At 60.5% G+C, this 17986-nt stretch carries 17 protein-coding genes; 5 read left to right on the top strand and 12 right to left on the bottom strand.

Annotated elements, in window-relative coordinates; translation table 11 throughout:
- The first annotated feature begins 235 nt into the window (after nucleotides 1-235).
- The gene (locus BKD70_RS19610; RefSeq protein ID WP_047276162.1) at nucleotides 236-2428 is read left to right on the top strand and encodes a GAF domain-containing protein; all 2193 of its coding nucleotides are present in this window, start codon (nucleotides 236-238) and stop codon (nucleotides 2426-2428) included.
- A gap of 418 nt (nucleotides 2429-2846) precedes the next feature.
- Nucleotides 2847-4226: an NAD(P)-binding domain-containing protein gene (locus tag BKD70_RS19605; RefSeq protein WP_047275672.1), complete on the top strand. Its 1380-nt coding sequence runs from the start codon at nucleotides 2847-2849 to the stop codon at nucleotides 4224-4226.
- Nucleotides 4227-4279: 53 nt separating this feature from the next.
- Here BKD70_RS19605 and BKD70_RS19600 read toward each other — a convergent pair whose 3' ends face one another.
- Both BKD70_RS19600 and BKD70_RS19595 read right to left on the bottom strand, forming a co-directional pair.
- Nucleotides 4280-4462 (bottom strand): DUF1289 domain-containing protein, encoded by a 183-nt coding sequence (locus BKD70_RS19600; RefSeq protein ID WP_047275669.1) that lies wholly within the window; start codon nucleotides 4460-4462, stop codon nucleotides 4280-4282.
- Nucleotides 4463-4465: 3 nt separating this feature from the next.
- A complete protein-coding gene (locus BKD70_RS19595; RefSeq protein ID WP_047275668.1) occupies nucleotides 4466-4837 on the bottom strand; it encodes a hypothetical protein in 372 nt (123 codons plus the stop codon).
- A 572-nt stretch (nucleotides 4838-5409) separates the two neighbouring features.
- On the opposite strand from BKD70_RS19595, the gene mqo reads away from it, so the two are divergent.
- The gene (gene mqo / locus BKD70_RS19590) at nucleotides 5410-7059 is read left to right on the top strand and encodes a malate dehydrogenase (quinone) (protein ID WP_047275666.1); all 1650 of its coding nucleotides are present in this window, start codon (nucleotides 5410-5412) and stop codon (nucleotides 7057-7059) included.
- Between the two features lie 97 nt (nucleotides 7060-7156).
- On the opposite strand, the gene BKD70_RS19585 is transcribed toward mqo, so the two are convergent.
- The 9 genes from BKD70_RS19585 to BKD70_RS19545 all read right to left on the bottom strand — a co-directional run bounded on the left by BKD70_RS19585 (nucleotide 7157) and on the right by BKD70_RS19545 (nucleotide 15183).
- On the bottom strand, nucleotides 7157-8008 hold the full coding sequence (locus BKD70_RS19585) for a CAP domain-containing protein (protein ID WP_047275663.1): 852 nt from the start codon (nucleotides 8006-8008) through the stop codon (nucleotides 7157-7159).
- 66 nt (nucleotides 8009-8074) lie between these two features.
- A complete protein-coding gene (locus BKD70_RS19580; protein ID WP_047275662.1) occupies nucleotides 8075-8743 on the bottom strand; it encodes a hypothetical protein in 669 nt (222 codons plus the stop codon).
- A 49-nt stretch (nucleotides 8744-8792) separates the two neighbouring features.
- Nucleotides 8793-9347, bottom strand: a complete 555-nt coding sequence (locus tag BKD70_RS19575) for a UPF0149 family protein (RefSeq protein ID WP_047275660.1) — start codon at nucleotides 9345-9347, stop codon at nucleotides 8793-8795.
- Between the two features lie 98 nt (nucleotides 9348-9445).
- A complete protein-coding gene (locus tag BKD70_RS25460) occupies nucleotides 9446-9634 on the bottom strand; it encodes a hypothetical protein (protein ID WP_230683706.1) in 189 nt (62 codons plus the stop codon).
- A 256-nt stretch (nucleotides 9635-9890) separates the two neighbouring features.
- Nucleotides 9891-10292 (bottom strand): hypothetical protein, encoded by a 402-nt coding sequence (locus tag BKD70_RS19565; RefSeq protein WP_047275657.1) that lies wholly within the window; start codon nucleotides 10290-10292, stop codon nucleotides 9891-9893.
- Between the two features lie 236 nt (nucleotides 10293-10528).
- Nucleotides 10529-11164 carry a TetR/AcrR family transcriptional regulator gene (locus BKD70_RS19560; protein WP_052892177.1) on the bottom strand — a complete coding sequence of 212 codons (636 nt, stop codon included), beginning with the start codon at nucleotides 11162-11164 and terminating at the stop codon, nucleotides 10529-10531.
- A gap of 5 nt (nucleotides 11165-11169) precedes the next feature.
- Entirely contained in the window at nucleotides 11170-13584 is a 2415-nt protein-coding gene (locus BKD70_RS19555) for a membrane-bound PQQ-dependent dehydrogenase, glucose/quinate/shikimate family (protein WP_047275655.1), read from the bottom strand.
- Between the two features lie 139 nt (nucleotides 13585-13723).
- Complete coding sequence (locus BKD70_RS19550; RefSeq protein WP_047275653.1) at nucleotides 13724-14194, bottom strand: GNAT family N-acetyltransferase; 471 nt, start codon at nucleotides 14192-14194, stop codon at nucleotides 13724-13726.
- A 23-nt stretch (nucleotides 14195-14217) separates the two neighbouring features.
- Complete coding sequence (locus BKD70_RS19545) at nucleotides 14218-15183, bottom strand: threonine dehydratase (protein WP_047275651.1); 966 nt, start codon at nucleotides 15181-15183, stop codon at nucleotides 14218-14220.
- 86 nt (nucleotides 15184-15269) lie between these two features.
- Between BKD70_RS19545 and BKD70_RS19540 the strand changes: the two genes are divergently transcribed.
- Nucleotides 15270-16637 carry a PLP-dependent aminotransferase family protein gene (locus BKD70_RS19540; RefSeq protein ID WP_047275649.1) on the top strand — a complete coding sequence of 456 codons (1368 nt, stop codon included), beginning with the start codon at nucleotides 15270-15272 and terminating at the stop codon, nucleotides 16635-16637.
- Complete coding sequence (locus tag BKD70_RS19535; protein ID WP_047275647.1) at nucleotides 16622-16846, top strand: hypothetical protein; 225 nt, start codon at nucleotides 16622-16624, stop codon at nucleotides 16844-16846. The genes BKD70_RS19540 and BKD70_RS19535 overlap by 16 nt, the downstream gene beginning before the upstream one ends.
- A 5-nt stretch (nucleotides 16847-16851) precedes the next feature.
- Here the strand turns inward: BKD70_RS19535 and BKD70_RS19530 are convergent, their stop codons facing one another.
- Nucleotides 16852-17961, bottom strand: a complete 1110-nt coding sequence (locus BKD70_RS19530; RefSeq protein ID WP_047275645.1) for a DUF1615 domain-containing protein — start codon at nucleotides 17959-17961, stop codon at nucleotides 16852-16854.
- Nucleotides 17962-17986 lie beyond the last annotated feature (25 nt).

The following is a 17986-nucleotide window of genomic DNA, read 5'->3' as shown; positions in this document are numbered from 1 at the left end:
TCAATCCCTCTGTCATGACTGTTGATTCAGGTCGCTAACGGCGGATGGCCATTAGTCGTAGCGCGGCATGTTAGCCCGCGAGCTGCATGAGTAGAACCTGTATGGTCATGCGGTTGTCTCAAAGTATGACAAAGGTTGCACGGTTATCCGGCGTCAAGTCAGGCACAAATTGTGCGGCTGGCTTATCATCGGCGGCGTTTCACCGATCAATGGCAGTAATCAGAGTAACGGCGTAATGACTGACTGGCTTCAACACGATGGCGCGATGGCTGAGCGAATCAGAACGCATGATTGGGCCAGTACGCCGCTCGGGCCGTTGACCGAGTGGCCGGATGTGTTGAAAACCAGCGTAGCCTTGATGCTGGATTCGCATTTTCCGCAGTGCATCGTGTGGGGCGCATGCCTGATTACCCTGTACAACGACGGGTTCGTGCCCATTTTGGGCAGCAAGCCAGAGGCGCTCGGGCGGGCGTTCAGTGATATTTGGAAAGAAGCCTGGCCTGATATCAGTCCCATTGCCGACCTGGCTTTTGCCGGTAAAGCGACGTATATCGAAAATTTCCCTGTCGTGATTCATCGCAGCCAGCGCCCTGAGCTGGCCTATTTCACCTTCTGCTACAGCCCGATACGCGATTCGGCCGGCAAGGTGGTCGGCATGCTCGACACCGTGACCGAGACCACAACGACGGTGTACATGACCCAGCGACTGTCAGTACTCGACGCGATCAGCCATGCCGTGGTCAATGCCCATGACCCGCAGGAAATTCTCGCCATCACCATGAGCACACTCGCAGATGCTTTGCGCGTGACCCACTGTGCCTACGCGGATATGGAAGCGGACGAGGACACGTTTTTCATTCGCGATAACTGGCTGGCAGACGGCGCGACCCGCCTGGTGGGCCAATACAGCCTGAGTGAATTCGGCCAGCACGCGGTGTCTCGTTTGAAAGCGGGCAAGCCGCTGGTGATCAACGATGCGCAGGCAGAACTGCCGGCACACGCTGCCGCCAGTTTCACCGCGCTGGGCGTCAAGGCCACCCTCTGCCTGCCGTTGATCAAGGGCGGACGCCTGACTGCGCTGATGGCCATACACGACACCTCGCCGCGACTGTGGTCGCCCCAGGACGTGGCCTTGCTGCGTGAAGTCACGGAGCGTTCGTGGGCGCACATTGAGCGCGCGCGGGCTGATGCGGCGGTGCGTGCAGGCCTGGCTGAGCTGGCACAGCTCAACACCACCCTCGAAGAGCGCGTCCAGGAGCGCAGCGCCCGCTTGCTGCACATCGAGGCGGCGCTGCATCAGTCGCAAAAGCTCGAAGCCATCGGTCAGCTCACCGGCGGCGTGGCCCACGATTTCAACAATCTGCTGACCATCATTCGTTCGTCGGTGGATTTTCTGCGCATGCCGAACCTGTCGGATGTGCGCCGGGAGCGCTATGTCAATGCCGTCTCGGATACGGTTGAGCGGGCGAGCAAATTGACCGGTCAGTTGCTGGCGTTTGCCCGGCGCCAGCCGCTCAACCCGCAGGTGTTCGAGATCGGTCAACGCATCCGTGACATCGGTGACATGCTGGAGACCATCACCGGGGCCAGAATCAACGTCGTGGTCCAATTGCCGCCCGAGACCTGCTATGTGCGCGCCGATGCCAGCCAGTTCGAGACGGCGTTAATCAATATGGCGCTTAACGCACGGGATGCCATGGAGGGGCAGGGCACGCTCCTGTTGCGGCTCAATGACACCACCACCTTGCCCGCGATCCGGGGGCATGCAGGCTCCGACGAGCCCTTCGTGGCCATTTCGCTGACCGACACCGGCATCGGGATTTCCTCGCGCATGCTGACGCAGATTTTCGAGCCCTTTTTCACCACCAAGGAAGTAGGTAAAGGCACGGGGCTGGGGCTGTCGCAAGTGTTCGGGTTTGCCAAGCAGTCCGGCGGTAATGTGGACGTGGCCAGTGTCCTCGGTCAGGGCACGGTCTTCACCCTGTACCTGCCGCGAGCCAGCGCGCAGGCGCTGACGGACGATGCATCCGGCGTGTGCGCGCCTGCCTGCCTCGACCCTGAAGCCGATAAGCCGCGCGTGTTGCTTGTGGAAGATAACCTTGAGGTCGGTCGATTTGCCCAGCAGATCATGCAGGACCTGGGTTATGAGACGGCCTGGGCTACCCATGCCGAAGAGGCCCTGCACATGATCGGGCCGCAGGCCATGGCGTTTGATGCGGTTTTTTCGGATGTGGTCATGCCGGGCATGACGGGTGTAGTAATGGCTAGGGAGATGCGTAGGCGCCGCCCCGATTTGCCGATCATTCTGGCCTCTGGCTACAGCGAAGAACTGGCGTTCGACGGTTACGATGGCTTCGAGTTCCTGCCTAAACCTTACTCAGTCGAGCAGATTTCGCAGATTTTAGAAAAAATCACCCACAAGCGTTGAGGTCTGTTTTTCTGCTCGGCAGAGTGTCTGAAATACCCTTCAAACTTGTAATCCCTATCTCCATCCGTTATAGCTAAAAAGGCATTCATAACCAAAAGAGGCTAATAAGCCCCCATGCATGAGACCACACGTATCTTTGACCCTTTCGGCCTTCCGCCTGCGCAACGCAGTGACGGAACCAGGCCGATCCAGCTGCACACCCTGCCTGTTTTAGTGGCCACGTTCTGCCAGACCCTGGCGACGCGTTTTCATTTGCCCCCCACGTCGCTGCGAGACGCTTTAGTCACTCGCCCGCGCAGCCGCGCAGTGCCTCCCCCTTCCGTTTGATCCCTGATCGCCGCCGTCTCGCCACGCGCTTGGAGCGTGTTTGCGCGAGGGTTTTTCACTGATTCAGCGTTCAATCTGTTGAGGGAATTCGATGTCTACTCGTGTTGCAATTATTGGCGCAGGCCCGTCGGGTCTGGCGCAACTGCGTGCCTTTCAGTCAGCCCATGCAAAGGGGGCGGCCATGCCGGATGTGGTGTGTTTCGAAAAGCAGGCCGACTGGGGCGGCATGTGGAACTACACCTGGCGCACCGGCCTGGACGAGCACGGCGAACCGGTGCACGGCAGCATGTACCGTTACCTTTGGTCCAATGGCCCCAAGGAGTGCCTGGAGTTCGCGGACTACAGTTTCGATGAGCACTTCGGTCGCCCCATTTCTTCGTATCCGCCTCGTGAAGTGCTGTGGGATTACATTCAGGGCCGGGTCAAAAAGGCCGGGGTGCGCGATTACATTCGTTTCAATACGGCGGTCAAACAGGTCACGTTTGACCCCGTATCGCGGCAATTCACTCTGACCGCCTACGACTACGCCAACGGGCGAAGCACGACCGATACATTTGATTTCGTGATCGTGGCCAGCGGGCATTTCTCCACGCCGCAGGTGCCTGCGTTTGCCGGGTTCGAGCGTTTTTCCGGGCGCATTTTGCATGCCCATGACTTTCGCGAAGCGACGGAATTTCAGGGCAAGGATCTGCTGATCGTGGGTAGCAGCTATTCGGCCGAAGACATCGGCTCCCAATGTTACAAATACGGCGCGCGCTCAATTACCAGCACCTACCGCACACAGCCAATGGGGTACACATGGCCCAAGGGGTGGGAAGAGCGTCCGCTGCTGAACAGGGTCGAGGGTGACATCGCGTATTTTGCCGATGGGTCGAGCAAGCGGGTGGACGCCATCATCCTGTGCACCGGCTATCAGCATCACTTTGCGTTTCTGCCGGATGAGCTGGCCCTCAAAACCGGTAATCGCCTGTGGCCGCTGGGGTTGTACAAAGGCGTGATCTGGGAGCACAACCCGCAGTTGATTTACCTCGGTATGCAAGACCTGTGGTACAGCTTCAACCTGTTTGATGCCCAGGCCTGGTTTGTGCGCGATTACATCCTGGGTCGCATCACCCTGCCTGAACAGTCCGAGATGCAGGCCGACAGTGCCGCGTGGCGCGAGCAGGAAGAGGGGTTGCAGTCCACCGCTTCGATGTACGAGTTCCAGGGCCGTTACATCAAGCACCTGATCGAACACACGGATTACCCGTCCTTTGATATCGACGCGGTCAATCAGATCTTCCTCAAATGGAAGACTGACAAGAAGCGCGACATCATGGGCTATCGCGACAAATCCTACCGTTCGGTCATGACCGGCACGTTAGCGGTGCCGCATCACACGCGCTGGTTGCAGGCGCTGGATGACTCGATGGAAGAATATTTGCGCGAAACGGCGGGCAAGGGTGACGTCAATGCACTGCGTCAGCGTTAACGTGAGCCGGTGAACGGCCCAGCCTCTGGCGCGTGACGGTGGCCAGAGGCGGCTTAGCCTTTCTTTTTTTGCAGGTTTTTCAGGCGGGCACTGGCGCGTTGCACGGCGGCCATTTTCTCCGGGCGCTTCATGCGCCGCCACGTTCTGATGTCTTCTTTGCTGCGCCCGCAGCTCACGCATAAATCCCCGCTGAGCTTGCAGGTGGCCACGCACGGGTTTTCGATGTCCTTGGCCACGTTTTACTTGCGACCTGCGCCCTTGCGCGCAAGACGTTGCGGCCAGTGCCCGGCGTCGGTGCGCTGGCATTCTTCCTCGGAATCGAAGTACACATGGGTGGCCACGTTACGCACGTTGACATTGGCTTTGTCGAACGCCTTTTCGGTCAGCTCGACCATGTAACCGGCTTCGCCATCGGCCAAGGCAAAGTCCTTGTTGTTTTGCGTATCGAACACCCAAACCACTTTGAGACTGGCAGGAAATGCGTCGTAGTCGACCGCGTGAGTCAGCCAGACAAACCCGTCGATTTGATGTTTGGCGATTTCGCAAGCCTCGGTCAGGGCTTTCACCAGGCGGCGTTCGATTTGGGCCTGATTGCGTTTGTTCAGTGACATGAATCTTCCTGTGGGCTGGCAGTGCGCAAAAGCCGGCCATCATACGCCAAGCCTTGCGCGGCCGGGCCGTTGATTGCGCCCGTGTGTGGAAGCGGGGCGGCAAATCGTGGGCAACCCCTTGTCGCAAACGATTCAGCTGCCTGAAAAAACCGCAAAAGATGCGTTTTCGCCCAAAGGGCCACCTGAGGTAGAATGTCGCGGTTTTGAGGCTGGCCACCCGGAATACTCATGTTCACGCAGTTCCCCGGAAGGAACCGCGAGGCGGTCGGATGCAAGGGAATAGCGAAACGGTTGGTGGTTGCGAAGGAGCTGGGCGGAGGCAATTCGTTCAAGCCGTGGCCATCAATAGCTGACACTTATCATCAATGTCACCCAAGTCGCTGAAGCCAATAATTAATAAGAGATCAGCACCCAAGGTACATAAACGTGAGGTCTATAGTTGTGCATAGGCCTTTATCCATCTATCCGTTCAAGGCCTGAGGGCTCGATTGCAGGCGATCAGCCTGTGGTGAGCCGGTATTGCTCATGAACCGCGTGCCGGGTAGATGATGTTTTATCTTAGGTACTACAACATGTTAAAAAAAATGAACAAGGGGCTACTGGGCCTCGCGCTGAGCATGGGGTTGACCTCCGTGCAGGCAGCCGAGACCAAACACGTTGATGTCTTGCTGATTGGCGGCGGCATCATGAGCACCACATTGGGCGTGTGGCTCAATGAGCTGGAACCGAACACCTCGATGCAGATGATCGAGCGTCTGGACGGTGTGGCGCTGGAAAGCTCCAATGGCTGGAACAACGCAGGTACGGGTCACTCGGCACTGGCCGAACTGAACTACACCCCGGAAGACAAGAACGGCAACGTCGAAATCCCGAAAGCCATTGAAATCAATGAAGCGTTCCAGATTTCCCGTCAGTTCTGGTCCTGGCAGGTCAAGAATGGCGTGCTGAAGAACCCGCGCTCGTTCATCAACTCCACGCCACACATGAGCTTTGTGTGGGGCGATGACAACATCAAGTTCCTGAAAAAGCGCTACGACGCACTGCAGGCGAGCCCGCTGTTCGCTGGCATGCAGTACTCCGAAGACCCGGACCAGATCAAAAAATGGGTCCCGCTGATGATGGAAGGGCGTGACCCGAACCAGAAGATCGCCGCCACCTGGTCGCCGATCGGTACGGACGTGAACTTCGGCGAAATCACTCGTCAGTTCGCCGCTCACCTGCAAGCCCAGCCTAACTTCTCGCTGAGCCTGTCGAGCGAAGTCAAAGACATCAAGCGCAATGAAGATGGCAGCTGGCGCGTGGTGTACAAAAACCTGAAGGACGGCACCGAGTCCCAGACCGATGCCAAGTTCGTGTTCATTGGCGCGGGCGGCGGTGCGCTGCACTTGCTGCAGAAGTCCGGCATTCCTGAAGCTCAGGAATACGCAGGCTTCCCGGTAGGCGGCTCGTTCCTGGTGACCGAGAACCCGACGGTGGCCGAGCAACACTTGGCCAAGGCCTACGGCAAAGCGTCGGTTGGCGCGCCACCGATGTCGGTGCCTCACCTGGACACCCGCGTGCTGGACGGCAAGCGTGTGATCCTGTTTGGCCCATTCGCGACGTTCTCGACCAAGTTCCTGAAAGAAGGTTCTTACTTCGACCTGTTGACCAGCACCACCACCCATAACTTCTGGCCAATGACCAAAGTCGGTATCGAACAATACCCCTTGGTTGAATACCTGGCCGGTCAGTTGATGCTGTCGGACGAAGACCGTTTCAACGCGTTGAAAGAGTACTTCCCGAATGCCAAGTCTGAAGACTGGCGTCTGTGGCAGGCCGGCCAGCGCGTGCAGATCATCAAGCGTGACGAAGAGAAGGGCGGCGTGCTGAAACTGGGCACCGAAATCGTCAGCGCCAAAGATGGCAGCATTGCAGGCCTGCTCGGCGCTTCGCCGGGTGCCTCCACTGCGGCACCGATCATGCTGACCGTGCTCGAAACCGTGTTCAAGGACAAGGTGGCCTCGCCTGAGTGGCAAGCCAAGCTGCACCAGATCGTACCGAGCTATGGCACCAAGCTGAACGGTTCGCCAGAGCGCGTTGCGCAGGAATGGGCCTACACGGCTGAAACCCTGCAACTGACGCCTCCACCGGCAATCCCGGCAGCCTCGGCTGCTCAGCAAGCTCCAGCTCAAGCGCCGGCACAGCCAGCGCCAAGCAACCCAGCCGCTGATATGGCCCTGTAAAAAAGCGGCCCCGACCCACACTGTTGGGCGGGGCCACTTTCAGTTGTGACGCTTGACGCCCTTCGATACTACGCCCGCTGAATGAGTGGACGCCGATTCACGGCGTACCGAACAGGGCGGTCCAGTAAATCCCCGCATCACTTTTCGGATCGACCGCATAGGCCGCGCCCAGCGCCTGAAACTGCGGATTCATCACGTTCGCGCAATGCCCGGGGCTGGCCAGCCAGCCATCGACCACCTTGTTCGGCGTGTCTTGCCCGGCGGCAATCGTTTCCCCGATCCATTGCGCGCTATAGCCCGCCAGTTCTGCACGGTCCCCAGGCGTTTTGCCATCGCGGTTCATGTGATCAAAATAATTGGTATTGGCCATGTCACGTGTGTGGCTTTCAGCGGCGATGGCCAGTGTGGCGTCCCAGGTCAACGGGGCGGCTGCGGCAAACGCCTGCGTGCCGCATTGGCGCGGTTGGGCGCGGGCGGTATTGATCAGCGCCAGTACCTTCTGGCCCTCGGTTTGCCAATCCCCCAGGCGACCGGTCAACAAGGGCCGTGCCAGCACGATGCGCCACTCACGCTGGTTGCGGCTGACACCGATGTCCACGAATTGCGGGTCGAGAACCACCTTGCAGAAGCTCTCTTGAACGGCTTGCATCGCGGCCTGCGCATCACGCGGGCCTGACAGGCTAATGGCCTGCACATTGACCAGCGGATACGCATGGCTGGCCAGCGCTTGCTGCAGGTCGCCAAAGTTGCCGGAAGGCAAGATCAGGCGCGCATCAGCGGTCAGTGGCGGCAGTTCCTGAGAGACCTGCCCCGCGCACTTGTGAGGCTGGCTGCGATAGGTATTGATCGACTCGACGAGTTGCGACTCTTCGCTGGCCACGGCCGAGCAAGCCACGAGCCAGGCGCAGGTGAAAGCGGCCAGACGGGTGAAGGTGACGGGAACGCGCATGCAGGTTTCCTCTGAACGGACTGCGCACATGATGCGTTATTTCACCCCCCGTTTGGCAACGGCCTGTCAGCGCGTGCGTTCGGCCACGAAGGCGCGTGCCTTGGCGGTGAGCTGGTCGATTTGACGGTCACGCTTTTTTTCGGCGTCGATCATGGCTTTTTTGCCGTGACGGTTGAGCAGGTAGGTGTGAATCTGCCGCACTTCGGTGGAGCTGTAGACCGCCGACACATCCAGCACGGCCATCAGCCCGTCGGTGCCGTGGTCGCGGGTGTTCATCACCACCTGCGGGCCGCGAGCGCCTATGACCTGAAAGCCCAGTGCTTCAAATGGCGCCACGTTGCGCACGCTGCAGGTGAGTTCGGTGTGGGGGTAGCGGCGGGTGACTTCCTGCACCATCGCCCGGGTGACGTCCGGGGTATTGGCGGCCATGTAGGCGATACCGCAGGCCTGAGGGTCGTCCTTTACGGGCAGATACAGGACAAACCCGGTCACGCTGTCCGGCGCCTGCTCGTCCGTGGCGACGATCAGTTCAACGGCAATCCCTTTGGTGCCGTCCAGCGCCTCCAGATACAAATGCACTTCGAAGCCGATGGCGTACTGATAGATGTTGTAGAGCAGGTTGCTGGGCGTGATTTCCATCATGCTCAGCTCGGTGAGCTGGTCCACCACCCGTTGCAAAATCTGGCTGCTGATGGGTTCGCTGACGGGTGTATCAAAATGAGTAAGAAGCGTCATGGGCCTTTTCTGCAGGTCTGTGCGTGAGGGTAGGTCGGAGGCCGGCGGCTCAGCGCTGGCTCAGCCAGTAGTCATGCAAAGCGCGGGCGGCGGGGGCCAGCTCGCTTACCAGGTGCTGATGCGCGGCGACGTCCAGATCGGCTGGCAGTTCAAAGTTGTCCTGTTCGGCGCAGTCAGAAATAGCACTCAGCAACCCCGCCTGAATGGCTGGCAAGGGTGTCCAGTGGGCAATGGCGACACCGCGCAGGTACCCGAAACACCATTCTTCTGCCAGTGTCACGGTTTGACCCTGATGCTCGGTCTGTTCGAAGCGCGGCAAAAATGCCTGACTGTCGTGCGCCAGTTGGCGAGCCAGCGTGTTGAGGTGCCGCACGCACAGGTCAATGAACTGTCGGGCCTCTTCCGGGGTTTCCCACTCAGGGTTTTGCCCCCCCCAAATCGCCGGGAACCACTCGGCAATGTCCACCGGCGCCGGGCCAGAAACCAGTGCCGTGAAGTAGCCGTCGAGTTCGCTCGGGTTGAGGACAGAATGGTCGTCGCCGTATTTCAGCAGCGTGTCTTCAAGTGAGGTGAAGTCGGCAGCGTTCAAAGGTTGGGTGTTCATGGACGGTTTCCTGTAGCGGGCGCTTTGGGCTGCGCGCTGAATAAATTGCGCAGAATCCCGTTTGACGCGGTGTGTGACCCGGGCGCGGGCTCAATGAATCAATCGACTTTAACGATCGACGCCAATTCGTAGTATTTAAATTTGGCTTTGGCCAAGGCTTTTTTGGCTTCTTGCTCGGCATCAAACCGGCTCAGGGATTTTGAGTCATGAATGAACTGGGTCACTTCGCCGTCGTATTCCTTGCTGACGTTCATGGTGACGCGCAACACGGGGCCTCTGCGTTTCACGGGAGCTCGGTCCGCAGCCTTGACGGGGGCGGGTGCGACGGGAGGCAGTTCAGGTTCAGGCTGGGGGGCCGGGGCGGGAGTGGGTGTATCAAGGCCGAGCGCTCTGCGCATTTCGTCCTCGGTGAATCCGGTGCTCATGGTGTGACTCTATTGATGTGAAACACGGGCTTATATTTCAGGCCTCTGGTCAAGGCAAGCGAATTCTTCCGGGAATGCCGAAAAACCGCTTATTGGGCCCACGGCATCGCACAGCGATTCAGGTATCGCGCAACAGGTCGTGACCGTCGAGCAGGCGATAGGCTATTTCCGGGCGCTTCTCCAAGGCTCGCCGTATGGCGGCGGGGATCGCCTGACGGGTTTTGCGGCACAGGCCCGGCTGATCGGCCAGGCGGATGGCAATCCCGCGCATGGTGCGCACTTCATTGAAGCCGGGCTCAATGTCGAGGCGGATGCCCAGTTGTTCGTGCATGCGCCGTTGCAAATGGTGCAACTCGTCGAGGTCCTGAATGTCTTCCAGCCGTTGCAGCAGCTCTTTTTCCGCCTGACGGGTCAATTTGAAAATCCGCAGGTCGGCGTCGTCCTTGGCCAGCAATGCGTCACGCTCGCAGATGCAAAACCCGGGCGGGCAAGCAGGTCGGATCGGTACGGAGTGGGTCATGGGCCAGGGTCTGTTCCCGTTTTATAGCCGTCGCGACGAAAACCCACGGGCTGCAGGGCAAGGCGCGAGAAGCGTGGTGTGATTGTTCCCAGCCAGCGTCGAGTACCGCCGCTCTGCGCCACGTGGGCTTTCGTCCCTTCGGAGCGCGTGGCACAAGTAGCCAGGCTGCGTTGCAGCGTTTGAGAAGAGCATAGCCAGATTGCCCGGGGTTTGCCGCCATGCCCGCCGCGCAGTGCTCAAGGGACTTGCAGACGGCGCATCACCAAGGCGATCAGTTCCTGGATCATGGGCTGGAACGCTTTGGCGGTGCAGGTTTGGCCCAGCATCACGGTGCGGGTCGTCAGGTGCGAGAACAAGGCATCGAACAGGATCGCGGGCACTTCGCTGGTTGACGCATCGGTGGCGATCGCTCCTCGCTGGCGCTGCTCCTGAAGCAGGTTGGCGATCAATTGGTGCCAGAACTTGGGACCGTGCTCGTACCAGGTTTGCCCCACTTGCGGGACATGGGCCGAGCCGTTGACCACCAAGCGGTAGAAGCTGACATGGCGAGGGCTGGTGACCACCGCCACCAGCTGTTCGAGGATCATTTCCAGACCGCGGGCCAACTCGACACCCGAGGTGTCGAGTTGCTTGAGGTCAATGATGAAGTCTTCACACAGGTACTCGACCACGGCCACCAAGAGCGCTTGCTTGCTGCCGAAGTAGCGGTAAATCGTGGCTTTGGAGCCGCCTGCCGCGGCGACGATGGCGTCCATGCTGAGGCCATCGTAGCCCTGTTGCAAAAACAGTTCGCTTGCCGTGATCAGCAGGTTGCGCCGTCGGTCCTCACTCCGGGTTGGGGTTGAAGTCGGGGAACGGTGCAACTGCGGCATGGGAACTACTCTTTTTCGGGAAGCGCGTACGCTATCACGTAATCCCCGCGATCTGGAGACTGACGCGCGCCACCTGCGACGATCACCACATATTGACGCCCGGTTTCAGGCGAACGATAGGTCATCGGCGTGGCCTGACCCCCGACCGGCAAGCGGCCCTTCCACAGCTCTTTGCCGGTGGCCATGTCCAGGGCCCGCAGGTAGTAATCCTGTGTCCCCGCATAGAACACGATCCCCGAGCCCGTCACGGCACCGCCGCCCAGGGTCGGCATGCCCAGCGGAATCGGCAGCTTGGCGCGCACGCCATTGATCACAGCATCTTCCACTGTCCCGGCCGGACGCTCCCAGACCTGTTTGCGTGTCTTCAGGTCCACCGCGGCAAAGACTCCCCACGGCGGGCTCTGGCAGGGAATACCCAGTGGCGAGTTAAAGCTTTTGTGGTCAATCACGAACGGCGTGCCGTCCATCGGGTAGGTGCTGCCCACGCCATGTCCGGACTTGAGGTGGGACAGGTCGACGTTGTCACGCGGCACCAGTTTGACCACCTGCGGGATGCGGATGTCGTTGACGAACAGGTAGCCGCTTTTCTCGTCAATGGCCGCGCCACCCCAGTTAAAGCCACCGTAGTAGCCAGGGTAGATCAACGTGTCTTCGGTGCTCGGTGCGGTGAACTCACCGTGGTAGTTGAGCTTCTTGAAGTCGATACGGCACATCAACTGATCGAAGAACGTCGCGCCCCACATGTCTTTCTCGGTCAGCGGTTGTGCGCCGAAGGTGGGCATGCCGACCGAGTAGGGCTGGGTTTTCGCCACCCAGTCGCCCGCCGCATGCGCCTGTGGCACCGGTTTCTCGATGACATCGGCGATCGGCTGGCCGGTGCGGCGGTCGAGCATGAAGATTTGCCCGCGCTTGGTCAGTTGGATCAGTGCCGGTATCTTGCCGCCTTTGCCGTCCGGCACGTCATACAGGGCTGGCTGGGACGCTACGTCATAGTCCCAGATGTCGTGATGCGCGGTCTGGAACGTCCAGCGTTCGCGGCCGGTGGCCATGTCCAGCGCAACCACGGCAGACGAGTATTTCTCGGTCAGTTCCGGACGTGCGCCACCCCAGAAATCCGGCTGCTGGTTACCCGTGGGCAGGTACACCAGGCCCAATTCGTCGTCGAATGCCGGGCTGGACCACATGTTCGGCGTGCTGCGGGTGTAGGTTTGACCTTCAGGCGGCAGTTTGGTGATGGCCGGGTTGCCCAGGTCCCAGGCCCAGACCAGTTCACCGGTGTCGGCACTGAAGGCGCGCACCACGCCCGACGGCTCATCGGTCGAGCGCCCGTCAAAGACCCAGCCGCCGAGGATAATCAGGTTGCGCGACACCGTAGGTGCTGAGGTGTAGGCGTAATACGGGACGTTTTCCATGACCTTGCCCAGGCCCTGGGTCAGGTCCACGGCGCCTTTATCACCAAAGTCCTCGCAGGGTTTACCGGTTTGGGCATCGATTTCCAGCAGCCGTGCGTCCATGGTCACTTGCACAATGCGCCGGGCGCAGACGCCAGCTTGCGCAGTGGCAGCGGGCTTGAGGTCGGTAAACACCAACGGGTGCTCAACCTTGGCGGGCTCGTAGTAGCTCACGCCCCGGCAGCGGTTCCAGGTTTTGATGTTGTGCGGCTTGGGGTCGAACATCCAGCGCTGTTCCCCGGAATCGGCATCCAGCGCAATCACCTTGCTGGTCGGTGTGCAGGTATAGACGGTGTTGCCGACCTGGATCGGCGTGTTCTGGTATTCCGACGCACCTTCGGCGATTTCTCCGGTGCGATAGGTCCACGCGACCTGTAGCTGATCGACGTTGTCTTTGGTGATTTGATCCAGTGCCGAGTAGCGGGTCCCGGCCGGGTTGCTGCCGTAGTGGCTCCAGTCCGCCACCTGCTCTTGAGGGATGTCCGTGCCCGGTTGTGCAACGGGCAGGGGTTTGCCTTCGAGCACGCCGTGCGGGGTGAAGAGGGCATTGGCGCCCACGGCCAGCAGCGCGGCAAACACGGCGCTGCCGGTATAACTGGCGGCGCGCTGGCGACCTTGTGTGAGCCACGGGTGCAGCAGGGATGCCAACAGGCCGATGACCAGGAACGGCGCCAGGCGCGGCACCATCGGCCAGAACGTGAAGCCGACTTCCCACAATGCCCAGGCCACAGTGGCGACCATTACCAGGGCCATGATCCCGGTTGCAGCGGGTTTTCGACGGATATACAGCACGCCCGATCCGAGCATGCCGAGCCCGGCAAGCAGGTAATACCACGATCCTCCCAGTGTGATCAGTCGCGTCCCTGCAACTGCCAGAAACAGCCCGCTGAGCGCGAGCAAAATGCCGAAGATGCCCAGTATCAGGTGTCTTCCTTTAGAGGCAGGGGCCTCTTGTTTAACGTTTTTCATTGCGGTGATCCCGGCAACCGGCAGCCAAGGCCTTGGAAGCGCTGCGGGTTTAGGTTTTAGAATGGTACTGTACAGTACAGTTTTTATTCTGAGCCTGTTTCCGGCACAAATAAAGACAATTTGTCGCAGGGGATGAAATTTAGTGAGCCGGTGACGGCCCGTTCAGAGACAGGTTCATAACGATGGTGCGTTCCTCGCCATGGTACTGATCGCGCACCTTTTGGAAGCCCAGACCGGCATAGAACGCTTGGGCCGTGACCGAAGACGGGACCTGCACGTCGCTCAGGCGTGCGGCCCGCGCCACCGCGATGACCTGCGCCATCAAGGCCTGACCCACGCCGCGTCCTTGCCAGTCGGGGTCTACAAACACACTGCGCACCACTGAACCATCAAGGCTGGCGGTGCCGATCAGTTGCTGATCGGCACGCGCGACGTACACCTGACGTTGTTGCATGAGGTCAAGGATTGAGGCCGGGGCGAAGTGCTGTTCCACCTGCGCAATGACCTGCGGCGTGTAATCACGGGCGTTGGACACACGCAACGTCCTGATAATCAGCTGGCTGATGGCGGGTGCATCCGCGGGTCGGGCGTGTTCAATCGTGCAGGTCATGGTGCGTCCTTGTCGTCGTGGTTTCAGTCGTCGAACCCTTCAGCCAGAATGCCGGCATACAGCTGCCGGTCAATATTGGCGCCGCTCAAAACCACCGCCACGCGCCGTCCTTGCTGCCGGGGCTGCTCCTGAATCAAACCCGCCAGCGCTGCAGCGCCTGCACCTTCGGCGGTGTTGTGCGTGGTTTCATGATAGACCCGCATGGCGTGGGCAATTTCGCGGTCCGAAACGCGGATCACCCGGGCTGCGCCCTCAGCGATGATGGCCAGTGCGTCGGGCAAGGGCTGACGGCAGGCCAGGCCGTCAGCGAAGGTGTGGGCAGTCTCGGTGCTTACCACACGGCCTTGCTCAACGCTTTGGGCGAAGGCATCGGCATGCCGGGACACGACGCCCACGATCTCGGTCTTGAGGCCCAGCAGGTCGCGGGTGCGAATTAATCCGCAGATACCCGAACCCATGCCCACCGGCACATACACCGTGTGCAAATCGCTCACGGCTTCAAACAGCTCCAGCGCATAGGTGGCGACCCCGCGGATCAGGTCGGGATGGAACGCGGGCACCAGATGATGACCATGGGTTTGCGCCAGCAGTGCTGCTTCGGCTCGGGCCTCGTCAAAGTCTTTGCCAGACTCGATCACGTGCGCGCCCAATGCCCGCATCGCGGCGTTTTTCTCGGACGAATTACCGACCGGCACCACAATGCTGATCGCCAGCCCCATACGCCGCGCCGCCAGCGCAAGGCTTTGCCCGTGGTTACCGCGCGTGGCGGTCACCAGGCCCCGTGTGTCGGGTTCGCGCTGGAGCAAGCCTTGTACATACAGCAACCCGCCGCGCACTTTAAACGCGCCGGTCGGGGTGTGGTTTTCATGTTTGACCCACACCTGCGCGCCCAGCCGTTCAGCCAATAAAGGCCACGCCAGCTGTGGCGTGGGGGCCAGGGTCTGGTGGATGTCGTGGGCGGCGAGACGCAGGCTGTTCAAGTCAAACATGGGGAGCACCGTGATCGGGGGTTTGACGCGATTCTAAGCACAGCACATTGTATGGGCCGATCCTTATATTGCATGGCCAACAATAAATGTGGATGCCAACCCTCAACGATACTCAAGCACCGCGCTATCTGGCGTTGGTCGAAGCGATCACCCGCGCCATTGCCTGTGGCGAGTTGCAGCCCGGTGAGCGCTTGCCGCCCCAGCGCCGTCTGGCCTGGGCGTTGGGCTGGAACCCCAGTACCACCATGCAAGCCTATCGCGAGGCCGCGCGTCGGCATCTGGTGTCCGGCGAAGTGGGGCGCGGCACCTACGTGTTGGCCAGCAGCCAGGAAGCGACGCTGTTCAAGCTGCAACAGGTTGACGATCAGCCTACGCGCATCGACCTGCGCACCAACCTGCCTGCCATCGACCTGCACACCGAGTGCGACGCCCAGGCGCTGAGCTGGTTGCTCGACACCCGTCAGGCCAGTCGCCTGCAACACTACGTGAGTGCGGCCGACCTGTTGCAGGCCAGGGCGCAAGGGGCTGCCTGGTTGCGCGGGCGGGGGCTGGAACTGCCCGTCGATCACCTGATGTTGTGTACCGGCGCCCAGCAGGGATTGTTCACGGTGCTGTTGTCACTGTGCCAGGCAGGCGAACCGGTATTGGTTGAAGCCCTGACCGCACCCGGTATCAAAGCCGCCTGTGCGCAGCTGCGTCTGCCGCTGCACGGGGTCGCACTGGACGAAGAGGGCATCGTGCCCGACGACTTTGACCGCATGATCCGCGCCACGGGGGCGCGGATCGCGGTGCTCACACCTACCTTGCAAAACCCGACATCGGCAGTCATGGGGGTGGAGCGCAAGCAGGCCATTGCGCAGATTGCCCGGCGTCACGGGGTGTACGTGATTGAAGATGATGTGTACGGCGCCCTGACCGACAGCCCGCCGCTGTGCCAGTTCTTGCCGGAGCTGGGCGTGCTGATTACCAGTCTGTCCAAAACGGTCGGCGCAGGCTTGCGGCTGGGCTGGATCGCCGCCCGCCCGCAGGTACTGGCGCGCATCGACCCGCATGCCCAGGCCGCGCACTGGGGGCTTTCGCCGGTGACGCTGGCCATTGCCTGTCACTGGATCGCAGAAGGCATTGCCCATCAGCGTGTCGAGTGGCAAGCCGGTGAGGTAGAGCGCCGCTGGCGGCTGGCAAAAAACCTGATGGGCCGTGGGATGTATCAGACCCGCTTCGCCTCGCCGCATATCTGGCTACACGCCCCGGTCGAGGCCGAACCGTTGGTGCAGACGTTTCGCGCGGCAGGCATCGAGGTGGTGCCTTCACAGGTGTTTGCGGTTAAATCAGCCCCCTTGAACGCCGTGCGAATCAGCCTGACCGCCGCGCCCAGCATTCAGCAACTGAGCGTGGCGCTGCAGCGTTTGCCTCCTGACATCCCGTATATGAGAACCCCATGCGCAGAGAAATAGGCTATTGGCACCGCGAAGGTCGCGAGCTGTTTTATTACCTGGAATTCAAGCCCGAGACCGCCGAGTTTTACCTGACGTGTGAACACACCCCCAGCGAAGGCGAGGGCAGCGTACGCTCGGTGTTGCTCAGCGAAGCGCGGGGCGAACGCTATTACGAAGATGCGCTGCTGATCATCAAGGAAGAGCTGTTCAAGCAGTACACGGTGTAAGACGGCTACTGGATGGGCGCCGCACCCGCGCGATTCATACAGCGTTGACGCCGCTCATCCACCCGCTGGGCAAACCAGGCGGTAGTCAGATTGCGGGTGATTTTCGGGCTTTTGAGCGTGATGCCCGGCAGCACGGCACGCGGCAGCGGTTTGCCTTGTTGGCGATCTGCCAGCGCGAACACCTTGCGGTACAGGTCGGTCTCATCGAAGGCCAGGCTTTCGCCTTTTTCCAACTGACGCCGAATGGCGTTGTCATTCATGCCCAGTGACTTGCCCAGTGCTCGCACGGCACGTTCGGTAGACCCTACGGCGTAGGAACCGGGAATCGTCAGGTCGCCATCCAGTGCCAGCGGGATGCCCGACACCTGGCTCACGGCATTCTGAAAAGCAGCATTGCGGCTGGCATACCAGCCTGCATTGAAGTCAGCGAAGCGGTACAGCGACTGTGGGTAATCCGCCGGGTAGCCCAGCAAATGGGCGATGCCGAAATACATGCCCCCGCGTCGGGTGAACACTTCCTGGCGGATTGAATGCGCCACCGGGTACGGGTATTGCTTCGCGCGCTGCTCAGCAAAGGCGATGCTCACTTGCATCGGGCCGCCCGTGTGGACCGGGTTGAGGCTGCCAAACAGCGTGCTGCCCAAGGGCACCATGCCGATAAAGTCATCGAAAATGGCGCTTAACTGGCCCTCGGTGCGGGCCGCGTCCAGACGCTGGTTGTAGGTTTTGCCGGTGGGCGAGGTGATGTTCAACGCGCTGCGTACCAAAAACTCCGGAATATGCAGCTTGCCGGCGCGTCGGTTGATTTCAGTGCGGGCAATCTTCGCCAACCCCGGCACGGGCGGGTCGGCCCGATAGGTTGACTCCTGCTCGGTGACCGCCAGTACCGAGCATAAATGCTCATCGGACGGGGACAGATCCTGCGCCATAAAGGCGACCTGAATATCGGCGGCCCAGCCCTGACGGTCGGCAACCGTGGACGGCAACAGTTGCACGATCCGCGCCCGGGTTTGCTCAGGCGTCAGTACCGGGCCACTGCGGGTGTCCCGGCTGCTGCAACCACTGAGCACGGCCACGGACACACACGTAAAAACAAACAGGCTGAAACGGTTCACTGACAGGCAACTCCCGGAAAATCAT

Origin of the sequence: Pseudomonas sp. BS-2016 (genome assembly GCF_001806145.1) — a bacterium.
Taxonomy (GTDB): domain Bacteria; phylum Pseudomonadota; class Gammaproteobacteria; order Pseudomonadales; family Pseudomonadaceae; genus Aquipseudomonas; species Aquipseudomonas lundensis.
The sequence above is the reverse complement of the archived record's forward strand: the minus strand, read 5'-3'. Positions and strand labels throughout refer to the sequence as shown.

Excerpts from the sequence above, each read along its gene's own strand:
- BKD70_RS19560 (WP_052892177.1), bottom strand. The coding sequence starts at position 11,164 with ATGCCGCAGTTGCACCGTTCCCCGACTTCAACCCCAACCCGGAGTGAG.
- BKD70_RS19540 (WP_047275649.1), top strand. The coding sequence starts at position 15,270 with ATGTGGATGCCAACCCTCAACGATACTCAAGCACCGCGCTATCTGGCG.
- BKD70_RS19550 (WP_047275653.1), bottom strand. The coding sequence starts at position 14,194 with ATGACCTGCACGATTGAACACGCCCGACCCGCGGATGCACCCGCCATC.
- BKD70_RS19610 (WP_047276162.1), top strand. The coding sequence starts at position 236 with ATGACTGACTGGCTTCAACACGATGGCGCGATGGCTGAGCGAATCAGA.
- BKD70_RS19580 (WP_047275662.1), bottom strand. The coding sequence starts at position 8,743 with ATGACGCTTCTTACTCATTTTGATACACCCGTCAGCGAACCCATCAGC.
- BKD70_RS19605 (WP_047275672.1), top strand. The coding sequence starts at position 2,847 with ATGTCTACTCGTGTTGCAATTATTGGCGCAGGCCCGTCGGGTCTGGCG.
- BKD70_RS19555 (WP_047275655.1), bottom strand. The coding sequence starts at position 13,584 with ATGAAAAACGTTAAACAAGAGGCCCCTGCCTCTAAAGGAAGACACCTG.
- BKD70_RS19585 (WP_047275663.1), bottom strand. The coding sequence starts at position 8,008 with ATGCGCGTTCCCGTCACCTTCACCCGTCTGGCCGCTTTCACCTGCGCC.
- BKD70_RS19535 (WP_047275647.1), top strand. The coding sequence starts at position 16,622 with ATGCGCAGAGAAATAGGCTATTGGCACCGCGAAGGTCGCGAGCTGTTT.
- BKD70_RS19565 (WP_047275657.1), bottom strand. The coding sequence starts at position 10,292 with ATGACCCACTCCGTACCGATCCGACCTGCTTGCCCGCCCGGGTTTTGC.
- mqo (WP_047275666.1), top strand. The coding sequence starts at position 5,410 with ATGTTAAAAAAAATGAACAAGGGGCTACTGGGCCTCGCGCTGAGCATG.
- BKD70_RS19545 (WP_047275651.1), bottom strand. The coding sequence starts at position 15,183 with ATGTTTGACTTGAACAGCCTGCGTCTCGCCGCCCACGACATCCACCAG.
- BKD70_RS19575 (WP_047275660.1), bottom strand. The coding sequence starts at position 9,347 with ATGAACACCCAACCTTTGAACGCTGCCGACTTCACCTCACTTGAAGAC.
- BKD70_RS19595 (WP_047275668.1), bottom strand. The coding sequence starts at position 4,837 with ATGTCACTGAACAAACGCAATCAGGCCCAAATCGAACGCCGCCTGGTG.